At 60.8% G+C, this 13,101-nt stretch carries 11 protein-coding genes; 6 read left to right on the top strand and 5 right to left on the bottom strand.

Features of this window, described 5'->3' with window-relative positions; genetic code table 11:
• The first annotated feature begins 42 nt into the window (after window positions 1-42).
• Both ACR52_RS18500 and ACR52_RS18495 read left to right on the top strand, forming a co-directional pair.
• Window positions 43-2,529 carry a circularly permuted type 2 ATP-grasp protein gene (locus ACR52_RS18500; RefSeq protein ID WP_048727416.1) on the top strand — a complete coding sequence of 829 codons (2,487 nt, stop codon included), beginning with the start codon at window positions 43-45 and terminating at the stop codon, window positions 2,527-2,529.
• A gap of 2 nt (window positions 2,530-2,531) precedes the next feature.
• Complete coding sequence (locus ACR52_RS18495) at window positions 2,532-3,422, top strand: transglutaminase family protein (RefSeq protein WP_048728172.1); 891 nt, start codon at window positions 2,532-2,534, stop codon at window positions 3,420-3,422.
• Between the two features lie 188 nt (window positions 3,423-3,610).
• Here the strand turns inward: ACR52_RS18495 and ACR52_RS18490 are convergent, their stop codons facing one another.
• On the bottom strand, window positions 3,611-3,793 hold the full coding sequence (locus ACR52_RS18490) for a hypothetical protein (RefSeq protein ID WP_048727412.1): 183 nt from the start codon (window positions 3,791-3,793) through the stop codon (window positions 3,611-3,613).
• Window positions 3,794-4,127: 334 nt separating this feature from the next.
• Between ACR52_RS18490 and azu the strand changes: the two genes are divergently transcribed.
• Entirely contained in the window at window positions 4,128-4,574 is a 447-nt protein-coding gene (azu, locus tag ACR52_RS18485) for an azurin (RefSeq protein WP_048727408.1), read from the top strand.
• A 44-nt stretch (window positions 4,575-4,618) separates the two neighbouring features.
• Here the strand turns inward: azu and ACR52_RS18480 are convergent, their stop codons facing one another.
• The 4 genes from ACR52_RS18480 to ACR52_RS18465 all read right to left on the bottom strand — a co-directional run bounded on the left by ACR52_RS18480 (window position 4,619) and on the right by ACR52_RS18465 (window position 8,162).
• On the bottom strand, window positions 4,619-4,960 hold the full coding sequence (locus ACR52_RS18480; protein ID WP_048727405.1) for a hypothetical protein: 342 nt from the start codon (window positions 4,958-4,960) through the stop codon (window positions 4,619-4,621).
• A gap of 121 nt (window positions 4,961-5,081) precedes the next feature.
• Window positions 5,082-5,909 (bottom strand): ammonia-dependent NAD(+) synthetase, encoded by an 828-nt coding sequence (gene nadE / locus ACR52_RS18475; protein ID WP_048727402.1) that lies wholly within the window; start codon window positions 5,907-5,909, stop codon window positions 5,082-5,084.
• A gap of 3 nt (window positions 5,910-5,912) precedes the next feature.
• Entirely contained in the window at window positions 5,913-7,127 is a 1,215-nt protein-coding gene (gene pncB / locus ACR52_RS18470) for a nicotinate phosphoribosyltransferase (RefSeq protein WP_048727400.1), read from the bottom strand.
• A 147-nt stretch (window positions 7,128-7,274) separates the two neighbouring features.
• A complete protein-coding gene (locus tag ACR52_RS18465; RefSeq protein ID WP_048727396.1) occupies window positions 7,275-8,162 on the bottom strand; it encodes a LysR family transcriptional regulator in 888 nt (295 codons plus the stop codon).
• Between the two features lie 153 nt (window positions 8,163-8,315).
• Between ACR52_RS18465 and amaB the strand changes: the two genes are divergently transcribed.
• The 3 genes from amaB to ACR52_RS18450 all read left to right on the top strand — a co-directional run bounded on the left by amaB (window position 8,316) and on the right by ACR52_RS18450 (window position 12,892).
• Complete coding sequence (amaB, locus tag ACR52_RS18460) at window positions 8,316-9,806, top strand: L-piperidine-6-carboxylate dehydrogenase (protein ID WP_048727394.1); 1,491 nt, start codon at window positions 8,316-8,318, stop codon at window positions 9,804-9,806.
• A 291-nt stretch (window positions 9,807-10,097) separates the two neighbouring features.
• Entirely contained in the window at window positions 10,098-11,381 is a 1,284-nt protein-coding gene (amaA, locus tag ACR52_RS18455) for an L-pipecolate oxidase (RefSeq protein ID WP_048727391.1), read from the top strand.
• Between the two features lie 374 nt (window positions 11,382-11,755).
• Window positions 11,756-12,892, top strand: coding sequence for a branched-chain amino acid ABC transporter substrate-binding protein (locus ACR52_RS18450; protein WP_048727388.1), 1,137 nt, complete (start codon window positions 11,756-11,758; stop codon window positions 12,890-12,892).
• Window positions 12,893-13,101 lie beyond the last annotated feature (209 nt).

Genomic DNA, 13,101 nt, shown 5'->3' with positions numbered 1-13,101 from the left:
TGTTAGGTTAATCTGAGCCCCCTTGCCTCTGCCGAGCGTTCCATGCCCGACTTGCTCGACCGTTACCCGCTGACTGCGGGCACTTATCACGAACTGCTGGACGACAGCGGCGCGGTCCGCGCCCATTGGCAGCGCCTGCTTGATCACCTGCAACGCAGCACGCCCGCGCAGCTGGCCCAGCGCCAGGCGCTGCTGACCCGGCAGATCCAGGAAAACGGCGTGACCTACAACGTCTACGCCGACCCCAAGGGTGCTGATCGCCCGTGGGAACTGGACTTGCTGCCGCATGTGCTGGCCTTTGACGAGTGGCAGCACCTGTCGGCCGGCATCGCCCAGCGCGCGCGCCTGCTCAATGCGGTGCTGGCCGATCTGTATGGCCCGCAGCGCTTGATCAAGGAAGGGCTGCTGCCGGCCGAGCTGGTGTTCGGGCATAACAACTTCCTGTGGCCGTGCCAGGGTATCCAACCGCCGGACGGGGCGTTTTTGCACCTGTATGCCGTGGACCTGGCGCGCACCCCGGATGGACGTTGGTGGGTCACCGCCGACCGCACCCAGGCCCCTTCGGGCGCCGGTTACGCGCTGGAAAACCGCACCATCGTCTCCCGCGCCTTTCCGGATTTGTACCGCGACTTGCAGGTGCAGCACCTCACCGGTTTTTTCCGCACGCTCCAGGAAACCCTGGCCCGCCAGGCGCCCAGCGACGACCAGCCGCCGCTGATCGTGCTGCTCACGCCCGGCCGTTTCAACGAAAGCTATTTCGAACACCTGTACCTCGCGCGCCAGCTCGGCTACCCGCTGGTGGAAGGCGGTGACCTCACGGTGCGTGACAGCACGGTGTTCCTGAAAACCCTCAGCGGCCTGCGCCGGGTGCACGCGATCATGCGCCGCCTGGACGACGATTTTTGTGACCCGCTGGAGCTGCGCACCGACTCGGCCCTCGGTGTGCCCGGCCTGCTCGATGCGGTGCGCCAAGGCAATGTGCTGGTGGCCAATGCCTTGGGCAGCGGCGTGCTGGAGTCTCCTGGGTTGCTCGGCTTTTTGCCGAAGATCAACCAGTTCCTGTTTGGCGAAGAACTGATCCTGCCGTCCATCGCCACCTGGTGGTGCGGCGAGGCCCCGGTGCTCGCCGAGGCCCTGGAGAAACTGCCCGAGCTGCTGATCAAACCGGCGTTTCCGTCGCAGAGCTTCGCACCGGTGTTCGGGCGCGATCTGAATGAAGAGCAGCGCCAGGCGCTGGCCGAACGCATGTGTGCACGGCCCTATGCCTATGTCGCCCAGGAACTGGCGCAGTTGTCCCAGGCGCCCGTCTGGCACACCGTCGATGATCACTTACAACACCGCGCCATCGGCATGCGCGTGTACGCCGTGGCCAGTGATGACGGCTACCGTGTCTTGCCCGGCGGCCTGACCCGCGTGGCCGCCGACGCCGATGCCGAAGTGGTATCGATGCAACGCGGTGGTGCGAGCAAGGACACCTGGGTGCTCGGCGAGCGTGCGGCCGGTGGCGAGCAATGGCGTGCACAGCGCACGATTGGTGCTCACGACCTGGTGCGCCGCGATCCGTATCTGCCGTCACGCGTGGTGGAAAACCTGTTCTGGTTTGGCCGTTACTGCGAGCGCTGTGATGACAGCGCGCGCTGGTTGCGTATCGTGCTGGCGCGCTATGTCGACGGCGACGATCCCCTGGCCTTGCAGGCCGCGGTCGAGCTGGGTGAAAACCTGCGTCTGTTGCCGGAGGAGGGTGAGTTGCCGGAACGCCTGATGGCCGCTTTGCTTGGCGATGACTGGCCGTCGAGCCTGCGCGCCAACCTGCAGCGCTTGCAGTGGGCGGCGTCCCAGGTGCGCGGCAAGTTGTCCCGGGAAAACTGGCAGGCACTGGTCGAGTTGCAACGCGAAGCCATGGAGCTGGAAAGCGAAGAGCCGGACTTCGGCGAGTTGCTGGACTTCCTCAACCGTCTGGTCATGTCCCTGGCGGCGTTGTCCGGGTTTGCCCTGGACGACATGACCCGTGACGAAGGCTGGCGCTTTTTGATGATGGGGCGGCGCATTGAGCGCCTGCAATTTCTCAGCAGCAGCCTCGCGGCGTTCCTGCGTGGCGTGGCGGTGTTTGATCAGGCGGGGCTTGAGTGGTTGCTGGAGCTGGGTAACAGCAGCATCACCTACCGGTCGCGCTACCTGGCGGTGCCGCAGTTGATCCCGGTGTTGGACCTGTTGTTGCTGGATGAACAGAACCCCCATGCGGTGCTGTTCCAGCTCAAACTGGTGAACCGCACCCTGCGTCGCCTCAATGATGATTTCGGCGTGCCACGGGAAACCGGGCTGGCGCCCTTGGTCGAGCGCCTTGCGCGTTTCGACCTCAGCTGCCTCGAGAACCCACTGTTCGGCGAACCCAGTGTGCGTGCCGCTTTGGAAGGCCTAGCCGACCTGCTGCAGGCCGTCGCCGATGAAAGCGGGCAAGTCTCCGATCGCCTGGCCTTGCGCCATTTTGCCCATGTGGATGATGTCAGCCAGCAAACGGTGTCGGTGTGATGATGAGTGCGCGCTACCAGATTTTCCACGATACCCATTACCACTACGACAGCCCGGTGTCCCTGGCCCAGCAGTTGGCGCATTTGTGGCCACGGCCTTGCGCCTGGCAGCGTTGCACTGCTCAACAGTTGGACATCAGCCCGGAACCGTCTTCACGTCGCGATGAGCTGGACGTGTTCGGCAACCCGATCACCCGCCTGGCGTTTGAGCGGCCCCATGACGAATTGCTGGTGAATGCCGGGCTGACCGTGGAAGTGCTGGCGCGGCCGGTGCTGGATTTCCAGCAGTCGCTGGCCTGGGACCAGACTCGCGACAGCCTGACTTACGGCAGCCAGCCGATGTCGCCGCAACTGATCGAAGCGTGCCGCTACCGGTTCGAATCGCCTTACGTGCATTTGAAGAAAACGTTCGTCGAGTTCTCCGAAAGTTGTTTCCCCGCCGGTCGTCCGCTGCTGTTGGGTGTGCAGGCGCTGATGGAAAAAATCTTCGATGAGTTTACCTTCGATGCCGAAGCTACCCAGGTCGCCACGCCGCTGGTGGAAGTGCTGGAGCGACGTCGCGGCGTGTGCCAGGACTTCGCCCACCTGATGCTCGCGTGCCTGCGCTCGCGCGGCCTGGCGGCGCGCTACATCAGCGGGTATCTGTTGACCCAGCCACCGCCCGGCCAGCCACGGTTGATTGGCGCCGATGCGTCCCATGCGTGGGTTTCGGTGTATTGCCCGGTGTCGGGTTGGGTGGATTTCGATCCGACCAACAATGTGCAACCGGCACTGGAGCACATCACCCTGGCCTGGGGCCGGGATTTCTCCGATGTGTCGCCGTTGCGGGGGGTGATTCTGGGGGGAGGGAGCCATGACCCGGAGGTGCGGGTGACGGTGATGCCGCTGGAGTAGGAGCGAGCTCGTTGTGGCGAGAGCACTTGTTGTGGCGAGCTGGCTTGCCCCGCGTTGGGCTGCGCAGCAGCCCTAAAAAACCGTCACCGCTGTCTTTCTGATGTAACGGGGTGATCCTATTAGGGCCGCTTCGCAGCCCAACGCGGGGCAAGCCCGCTCGCCACAACAAGCCCGCACCACAATAGAATTTATTCAGCCGGGTCTTTCGGTGTCTCGGTGTCTTCAGTCGCCACTTCACCTTCCGCATCCGGGTTCAGTGCGCCTGCTTCTTCGTCGGCAGAGGCTTTCTTGCGTTGCAGTTTTTCCTCTTTCTTCTGTTCCTTGGCCAAGTCTCTCTGACGTTTGGCGAAGGAGTAATTAGGTTTGGCCATGGGCGATCCTCTTGGGGTCGAAGGTGAGGGTGGGCGGCGCGCAGCTGCCTTGGGTCGCTATGGTAGCAGCTTAGCAGCGCGCTTTGCTTTCACTTACCGCAAGCGTAGGCGGCCAGCAGGCCGTTGAACAGGTGATTGAGGCGCATGGTTCGGACTCCAGTGGGTGATGCGCCGATCATAGGTGGGGTGTGGCACTTTGGCTGGTTGATTGTGTCGATAAGTCTGATAGCCTAAAGTTGTATACAATCTGTTGATTCAGGTCATAAGAATTCTTGCCTGCCTCAGGCACCCTTGTCGCACTATGCGTTTATTAAACCCTGCCTTGGAGATCCACATGTTTGCCAAACTCGTTGCTGTTTCCCTGCTGACTCTGGCGAGTGGCCAGTTGCTTGCTGCAGAGTGCAAGGTCACCGTCGACTCCACCGATCAGATGTCCTTCAACACCAAGGCCATTGAAATCGACAAGAGCTGCAAGACGTTCACCGTCGAGTTGACTCACTCTGGCAGCTTGCCGAAAAACGTCATGGGCCATAACTGGGTGCTGACCACCGCAGCCGACATGCAACCGGTCGCTACCGATGGCATGGCCGCCGGTATCGACAAGAACTACCTGAAAGAAGGCGACACTCGCATCATCGCCCACACCAAGATCATCGGTGCCGGCGAGAAAGACTCGGTAACCTTCGATGTGTCGAAGCTGGCCGCCGGTACTGATTACGCCTTCTTTTGCTCGTTCCCTGGCCACATCTCGATGATGAAAGGCACTGTAGTTGTGAAGTAAGCCGACTGCGGTCAAAAAAAAGCGCCTGTTCAGGCGCTTTTTTTTCAAGGCGTTATTAATTCGAAAGATTCAAGATCGAGGCCTAACTCCAGGTGTTGAGGGGTTAGTCTTTTTTCAGCGCTGTCCATGAAATGGAGCGCCCGCCCGCCATCAACCTGCGATTTTCCACGGCAATCAAGCATTTGCCAGGATTCTGTGATGAGGCTTTGTTGCCACTCACAACGGGTCTCGGCGGAATTGTCAGTGAAAAAATTGGGTAGGCGCAGTTCGGTGCCAAGGACCGTGGGTGATTGCTCGCTGAGCGACTCAGGAGGCGTCAGGTCGAGCGTGGCACTTTCCGTAGTTGAGGAAAGGAGTGCGATCAGAACAATAGCTGTGCGTGACATACCGAGGTTCCCAATGGGTAGGGTAGGTCACGAGACTGCAGTGGGGCCTTGGTGCATTCAATAATCAGCGAGTGAATCAGACCGTTCCCACGCAATCATAGGAACGATCCAAAGGCAGGCCTTACGGCGTAAACGGCATCACGCGCTTGTGTTCGGTCTTGCGATACGTGTCACAGATGATCCTGAACGCTTCCTCACGCACGGGCTCACCGTGCAGGAATGCATCGATCTCGGCGTAGGTCACGCCGTGGGACGCTTCGTCCGGCTTGCCCGGCGATAGGTCTTCCAGGTCCGCAGTAGGAATCTTCTCCACCAGCGACTCCGGCGCACCAAAGTGCCGTGCAATCGCACGCACCTGGTTTTTCACCAGCCCGCTCAACGGTGCCAGGTCGCAGGCACCATCGCCGAACTTGGTGAAAAAGCCCATCACCGCTTCCGATGCATGGTCGGTGCCGATCACCAGGCCGCCGGCCGCACCGGCGATGGTGTACTGCGCCACCATGCGCATACGTGCCTTGGTGTTGCCCAGCACGAAATCGCGGGACACCGCCGCCTTGCCTTCAAACGCCGCGACTTCATTGGCCAGGGATTTCACTGCCGGGCCGATATTCACGGTGTGGCGCTCATCCGGCTCGATGAAGTCCACCGATGCCTGGGCGTCGAGCTCGTCAAACTGGGTTTCGTAAGGCAGGCGCACGGCAATAAAGCGGTACGCCTCATCCCCGGTGCTGGCGCGCAGTTCCTGCATCGCACGTTGGGCCAACAGGCCGGCGGTCAGGGAGTCGACCCCACCGCTGATGCCCAGTACCAACACCTTGAGTCCGGCATTGCGCAGGCAATCCTGGATAAAGGCCACGCGACGGACAACCTCGGCTTCAAGGGCGGCCTGGTCGATGAACGGCGCTTGGACCTTGAGCTGCTGCGCAATCTCACGCTGTACGGCTTGCATGATTCACTCCTTGCTGGAAAGGGCAGGTACTTTGAAAACGTGACGCAAATAGGCGACGAAATTCGGGTCGGTGCAGTGGGTCTTGCCCGCTTCATCGGAGATCTTCGCGACAGGCTGGCCATTGCAGGCAGTCATTTTAAGCACGATGCTCATCGGCTCCACCCCTGGAATATCGCAGGTCAGGTTGGTGCCGATACCAAAGCTCACATTGATCCGACCGCGCAGCGCCCGGAATATCTCCAGGGCCTTGGGCAGCGACAGGCTGTCGGAGAACACCAGGGTCTTGCTCATCGGCTCGATGCCGAGCTTGTGGTAATGGGCGATGGCTTTTTCTGCCCACTGTATCGGGTCACCGGAGTCGTGGCGCAGGCCGTCAAACAGCTTGGCGAAGTACAAGTCGAAGTCGCCAAGGAAGGCGTCGGTGGTGATGCAGTCGGTCAGGGCGATGCCCAGCAGGCCACGGTATTCGCGAACCCAGCAATCGAGGGCGGCGATCTGGCTGTCGATCAGGCGTGGGCCGAGTTGCTGGTGGGCCATGATCCATTCGTGGGCCATGGTGCCGAGCGGCTTCATATCGAACTCGCGGGCCAGGTGCACGTTGCTGGTGCCGACGAAACGGCCAGGGAAGTCGTGTTTGAGCACGCTGACCACTTCTTCCTGCACCCGGTACGAGAAGCGTCGACGGGTGCCGAAGTCGGCGACTTGCAGCTCGGATAACTCTTCGCTGCTGGCGTTGGCGGTCAGCCAATCAAACTTGCGATACAGCTGCTCGCGCGCCTGCTCGAGGATCACGGTCTGGTAGCGGTAGCGGTTACGCACTTCGCTGACGATGGCCAGCATCGGCACTTCAAACAGGATCACATGCAGCCACGGCCCGCGCAGGCGGATAAACAGCTCGCCGTTTTCGATGCCGGTCTGCACATAACGCAAGTTGAAGCGGAACAGCCCGAGGAAGCGCAAAAAATCCGGTTTCATGAAACTGATGCGTTCGAGGAAGCCCAGTTGATCCGGGCTCAGGCTCAACTCGGCGAGGCGTTCGATCTGGTAGCGGATTTCCGCCAGGTACGGGCGCAGGTCTTCACTGTTACGGCAACGAAACTCCCATTCAACTTCCACATTCGGGTAGTTGTGCAGCACCGCCTGCATCATGGTCAGCTTGTAGAAGTCGGTGTCGAGCAGGTTCTGCACGATGCGATCGGCAAACACACTCTCGCTCATAGCGGGAATCTCCAGACGGATCGGCGATGGGCGCCGACCTTTACGCACAATTAAGGAAGGGTGCTAGTGGCGCATAGACCTGTGGGGTTTTGCCAGTGATTTTTTCTGTGCGACGTGCTCCCGATGGCGGCGGTACAGAAAAAATATTTACACCTGCTCCATCATCCACTTCACAAACTCCCGCACCTTGGGCACCTCCGCCGAATGCTCCGGGTACGCCAGGTAATACGCATCCTGACTCGGCATCGCGTGCGGCCAGGGGATTACCAGCTTGCCGTCTGCCAATTCCTCTTCCACCAGAAACCGCGGCAACAGCGCTACCCCGCAGCCCACCTGCGCCGCGCGAATGCACATATAGAAGGTGTCGAAACGCGGCCCATGGTAGCTGTGCTCGGTGTGGAACCCCTGGCTGGCAAACCAGTCGTGCCAGCCCTGGGGTCGCGAGGCGTTTTGCAGAAGCACCAGGTCGCTCAGTTGCGTGGGGTCGGTGAACGGCTGCGTGGGCAGGCTCTCCGGGGCGCACACTGGCACCAGTTCTTCGCTGAACAGTTTCAGGCTTTCGGTGCCGGGGCGTGAACCCTGGCCGAAGTAGAAGGCCATGTCGGCCTTGCCTTGCAGCAGATCGTCGGGTTCCTGCTCGTTGCACAGGTCCAGATGGATCTGCGGGTGACGCAAGCGCCAGCCCTTGAGGCGCGGCACCAGCCAGCGCGCGCCGAAGGTGTAGGGCGTGGACACGCGCAGCACTTCAGTCTCGCCGCCGTAGGAGCGCAGGTAGTGGGTAGACATCTCCACTTGGGTGAGGATCTTGCGCACTTCCACCAGGTACAGGTCGCCCGCCGGGGTCATCTGCAAGCGGCGGCGCACCCGGCGAAACAGCAGGTGCTGCAGTAATTCTTCCAGCTGGGCGACCTGTTTGCTCACCGCGCTTTGCGTGAGGTTCAGCTCCTCGGCGGCGCGGGTGAAGCTCAGGTGACGGGTGGCGGCTTCGAAACACTGCAGGGCAGTGATCGAGGGCAAATGTCTTTTGTTCAGCACGGCACGCCTCTTTTTATTCTTTGCATGAATAAACGGAATGATATCTCGCCTAATCGTCGTTTGTTGGCAAGTCTTGGGCCAGCTACAAATAAGGTCTGGATCGCCGTGCCTGGCGCGGTGCGATTTTTTGTTTGCAGATTGAAGGAGTGACCCATGGTTGCCGCATTGCTTGACCGTCTCGGGGTAAACCCGGCGTTGTACCAGTCGGGTAAACAACCCGTGCATTCGCCGATTGATGGCAGCCGTATCGGCAGTGTGCACTGGGAAGGTGCCGCCGAGGTGGAGCAGCAGGTCAGTCGCGCCGAGCATGCATTCGACGCCTGGCGCAAAGTACCGGCGCCCCGTCGCGGTGAATTGGTGCGCCAGTTCGGCGATGTGTTGCGTGAATACAAGGCCGACCTGGGCGAACTGGTGTCCTGGGAAGCGGGCAAGATCACTCAGGAAGGCCTGGGTGAAGTGCAGGAAATGATCGACATCTGCGACTTCGCCGTGGGCCTGTCCCGCCAACTGTACGGCTTGACCATCGCCTCCGAGCGCCCAGGCCACCACATGCGTGAAACCTGGCACCCGCTGGGCGTGGTCGGCGTGATCAGCGCCTTTAACTTCCCGGTCGCCGTGTGGGCGTGGAACACCACCCTCGCGCTGGTGTGCGGCAACGCCGTGATCTGGAAACCCTCGGAAAAGACCCCGCTCACCGCCCTGGCCTGCCAGGCGCTGTTCGAGCGCGTGCTGAAGAAATTCAACGACGCCCCTGAGTACTTGAGCCAGGTGATCATTGGCGGTCGCGACGCCGGCGCCGCACTGGTGGACGACCCTCGCGTGGCCCTGATCAGCGCCACCGGCAGCACCCGCATGGGCCGCGAAGTGGCGCCGAAAGTCGCCGCGCGCTTTGCCCGCAGCATCCTTGAGTTGGGCGGCAACAACGCGATGATCCTCGGCCCAAGCGCCGACCTGGACATGGCCGTGCGCGCCATCCTGTTCAGCGCCGTTGGCACCGCCGGTCAGCGTTGCACCACTCTGCGCCGCCTGATCGCCCATGAATCGGTAAAAGAAGAAATCGTCACCCGCCTCAAGGCCGCCTACTCAAAAGTGCGCATCGGCCACCCGCTGGAAGGCAACCTGATCGGCCCGCTGATCGACAAGCACGGCTTCGAAAACATGCAGGACGCCCTGGAGCAAGCCTTGAGCGAAGGCGGCAAGGTATTTGGCGGCAAGCGTCAGTTGGAAGACAAATTCCCCAACGCTTACTACGTGTCCCCGGCGATTGTGGAAATGCCCGAGCAAAGCGACGTGGTGTGCACCGAAACCTTCGCGCCGATCCTTTACGTGGTCGGTTACAAAGACTTCCCTGAGGCGCTACGGCTGAACAACGCCGTGCCACAAGGCCTGTCGTCGTGCATCTTCACCACCGATGTGCGCGAAGCCGAGCAGTTCATGTCGGCGGTGGGCAGTGACTGCGGCATCGCCAACGTCAACATCGGCCCGAGCGGTGCAGAGATTGGCGGTGCGTTTGGCGGTGAGAAAGAAACCGGTGGCGGTCGTGAGTCGGGTTCGGATGCATGGCGCGGGTACATGCGCCGGCAGACCAATACCGTGAACTATTCGCTGGAGTTGCCGCTGGCACAGGGCATTACTTTCGACTGATCACCTGTCGAAACACGGTTAAAAATGTGGGAGGGGCGGTGCGACGATTCGACTTGCTCCCTATGCGGTGGAACAGGTTTGAACGTGTTGGCTGATACACCGCCATCGGGAGCAAGTCGAATCGTCGCACCGCCCCTCCCACATTTGATGATCGTTCCCACGCTCCGCGTGGGAATGCATCCTGTGACGCTCCGCGTCACGACTTTAAGAGCAGGACGCGGAGCGTCCAGGGCAGCATTCCCACGCAGAGCATGGGAACGAGCGGCGGTGTATTCATCCCGGAGTCTGGCAATGCCATTACGCGAAACGTGTTTGTGGGAACAGCTCACCCCTGGCCGGCCGGATCGCGCCGCGCTCAAGGGCGAGGTGAAGGTGGATGTGTGCGTGATCGGCGCCGGTATTACCGGTTTGTCGGCCGCCATTCACTTGCTGGAACAGGGTAAAAGCGTCGCCGTACTGGAAGCTCATCGTACCGGCCATGGTGGTTCGGGGCGCAATGTCGGGCTGGTCAATGCCGGCATGTGGATTCCGCCGGACGACATCGAAGCCGGTTTCGGCGAGGTGGTGGGCAGCCAGCTCAACCGCATGTTGGGCGCGGCGCCGTCGCTGGTGTTCAGCCTCATCGACAAATACACCATCGATTGCCAATTGCGCCGCGAGGGCACGTTGCACATGGCGCACAACGCCCGTGGCCAGGCGGATTTGCGCAGTCGTGAAGAACAATGGAAGCGTCGTGGCGCGCCGGTTGAGTTGCTCACCGGCCAGGCTTGCGAGCAAGCCACCGGCACCCAAAAGATCTCCGCCGCCTTGTTGGATCGGCGCGCGGGCACGTTGAATCCGATGGCCTACACCAGTGGTTTGGCCAACGCGGCGGCGCGATTGGGTGGGCAACTGTTCGACCATTCCCCGGTCACGCAACTGGAGCGCCAAGGTGCGCACTGGTCGGTGCAAACGGCGAACGGTGCGGTGCAGGCTGCACAAGTCGTGATCGCCTCAAACGCCTACACCGAAGGTGAATGGACCGAACTGCGGCGCAATTTCTTTCCCGGCTACTACTACCAGGTCGCTTCCGCGCCGCTCACCGACGACGCCGCCAAACAGATCCTCCCCGGCGGGCAAGGTTCGTGGGACACGCGCCAGGTGCTCAGCAGCATCCGCCGCGATGCTGACGGCCGTCTGTTGCTCGGCAGCCTGGGCAACGGCAACCAGAAACCGGCGTGGTTCCTCAAGGTGTGGGCCGATCGGGTGCAGCAGCACTACTTTCCGTACCTCAAATCGGTGCAGTGGGAATGCACCTGGACCGGCTGCATCGCCTTCACTCCCGATCACCTGATGCGCCTGTTCGAGCCGGCCCCTGGGCTTGTGGCAGTCACGGGCTATAACGGGCGCGGCGTGACCACCGGCACCGTGGTCGGCAAGGCGTTTGCCGATTACGTGTGTCACCAGAATCCCCAAGCCTTGCCGATTCCATTCACGCCGATGCAGCCGCTGGCAGGGGTGGGGCTGCGCAGCTGTCTGTATGAGGCTGGATTCTCGCTGTATCACGCCGGGCAATGCCTGAGGATCGTGATCTGATCAGCGAAATACCGTTCAAAAGCCTGCATTTTCTTAGCAGGCTACTCATCTGTATTGGTGCAAGTCGTAGCATTCGCGCACTGTAAATGTGCACTTCCGTTACGCAGTTTGTTACAGCTGTAGGAAGAGCCGTTTATAGGTCTGGTTGCAGGTGCGACCTGTCGAGGTTGTACTTTTTTGGTCGGTGGGTTGCACCTCTTGATGCTAGAGGGTTGCACGTACTGGCAAGCGGAGTCGAAACGCCTGTAATAACAATGACACCGTGTCTTTTTGAAGAATAAAAAAGTAATGGCACGGGGCTTGCTCTGAGCTTTCAGTGAAAAGTTTGAATGCAAGTTGTCGTGCCAAAAATCAAAAATATCGGAGCACCACTCATGTCCCAGACGTTTTACAAGAAAGGTTTTCTGGCCCTCGCCATTGCAGCGGCGCTGGGTGTTTCTACGTTTGTTCAAGCTGATGTGAAGATTGGCGTTGCGGGGCCAATGACGGGCGCCAACGCTGCTTTCGGTGAGCAGTACATGAAGGGTGCCCAAGCGGCAGCCGACGTCATCAACAAGGCCGGCGGCATCAACGGCGAGCAGATCAAGCTGGTCGCCGGCGATGATGCCTGCGAACCCAAGCAAGCCGTGGCCGTGGCCAACCGCTTGGCCGACCAGGACAAGGTCATCGGTGTGGTCGGGCACTTCTGCTCGTCCAACACTATCCCGGCGTCCGAGGTGTATGACGAGGCCGGCATCATCGCGATCACTCCTGGCTCCACCAACCCACAAGTGACTGAACGCGGCCTGAGCGGCATGTTCCGCATGTGCGGCCGTGACGACCAGCAAGGTATCGTCGCTGGCGACTACATCGTCGACGTGCTCAAGGGCAAAAAAATCGCGGTCATCAACGACAAGGACACCTACGGCAAAGGCCTGGCTGACGCCACCGCTGCCCAGTTGACCAAGCGTGGCGTCAAGCCGGTGCTGGAAGAAGGCCTGACCCGTGGCGAGAAAGACTTCAGCGCCCTGGTCACCAAAATCCGCTCTCTGGGCGCCGACGTCGTGTACTTCGGCGGCCTGCACCCGGAAGCCGGTCCCCTGGTTCGCCAGATTCGCGAAGCTGGCCTCAAAGACGTGAAGTTCATGTCCGATGACGGCATCGTGACTGACGAACTGGTGGCTACTGCCGGTGGTGCGCAGTATGTGGATGGCGTCTACATGACCTTCGGCGCTGACCCGCGCCTGCTGCCAGACAGCAAGACCGTCGTGGAAGAGTTCAAGAAAAACGGTTACGAGCCTGAAGGCTACACCCTGTACGCCTACGCTTCGGTCCAGGCCCTGGCTGCCGGCTTCAACGGCGCCAAAAGCAACAAGGGCGAAGACGCCGCCAAGTGGCTCAAGGCTCACCCGGTTAAAACCGTAATGGGCGAAAAAGCCTGGGATGCCAAGGGCGACCTGAAAATCTCCGACTACGTGGTTTACCAGTGGGATAAAGACGGCAAATACCACCAGCTGGAAAAGCAGAAGTAAGCAGAACGCCTGATTCTTTGTAGGGGCGAGCTTGTTGTGGCGAGGGAGCTTGCTCCCGCTGGAGTGCGCAGCACTCCCAAACCGTTCACCGAGTTACATCTGATGTATCTCGATCGCCCAGTTTGGGGCTGCTTCGCAGCCCAGCGGGAGCAAGCTCCCTCTCCACCCAAGCGCGCTCCCGCACGGGTGGGCGGGGCGGGTGTTAAACC

Origin of the sequence: Pseudomonas fildesensis (genome assembly GCF_001050345.1) — a bacterium.
GTDB classification, from domain to species: domain Bacteria; phylum Pseudomonadota; class Gammaproteobacteria; order Pseudomonadales; family Pseudomonadaceae; genus Aquipseudomonas; species Aquipseudomonas fildesensis.
This window is presented reverse-complemented; position numbering and strand designations above follow the sequence as displayed.

Excerpts from the sequence above, each read along its gene's own strand:
- ACR52_RS18500 (WP_048727416.1), top strand. The coding sequence starts at position 43 with ATGCCCGACTTGCTCGACCGTTACCCGCTGACTGCGGGCACTTATCAC.
- ACR52_RS18495 (WP_048728172.1), top strand. The coding sequence starts at position 2,532 with ATGAGTGCGCGCTACCAGATTTTCCACGATACCCATTACCACTACGAC.
- ACR52_RS18490 (WP_048727412.1), bottom strand. The coding sequence starts at position 3,793 with ATGGCCAAACCTAATTACTCCTTCGCCAAACGTCAGAGAGACTTGGCC.
- azu (WP_048727408.1), top strand. The coding sequence starts at position 4,128 with ATGTTTGCCAAACTCGTTGCTGTTTCCCTGCTGACTCTGGCGAGTGGC.
- ACR52_RS18480 (WP_048727405.1), bottom strand. The coding sequence starts at position 4,960 with ATGTCACGCACAGCTATTGTTCTGATCGCACTCCTTTCCTCAACTACG.
- nadE (WP_048727402.1), bottom strand. The coding sequence starts at position 5,909 with ATGCAAGCCGTACAGCGTGAGATTGCGCAGCAGCTCAAGGTCCAAGCG.
- pncB (WP_048727400.1), bottom strand. The coding sequence starts at position 7,127 with ATGAGCGAGAGTGTGTTTGCCGATCGCATCGTGCAGAACCTGCTCGAC.
- amaB (WP_048727394.1), top strand. The coding sequence starts at position 8,316 with ATGGTTGCCGCATTGCTTGACCGTCTCGGGGTAAACCCGGCGTTGTAC.
- amaA (WP_048727391.1), top strand. The coding sequence starts at position 10,098 with ATGCCATTACGCGAAACGTGTTTGTGGGAACAGCTCACCCCTGGCCGG.
- ACR52_RS18450 (WP_048727388.1), top strand. The coding sequence starts at position 11,756 with ATGTCCCAGACGTTTTACAAGAAAGGTTTTCTGGCCCTCGCCATTGCA.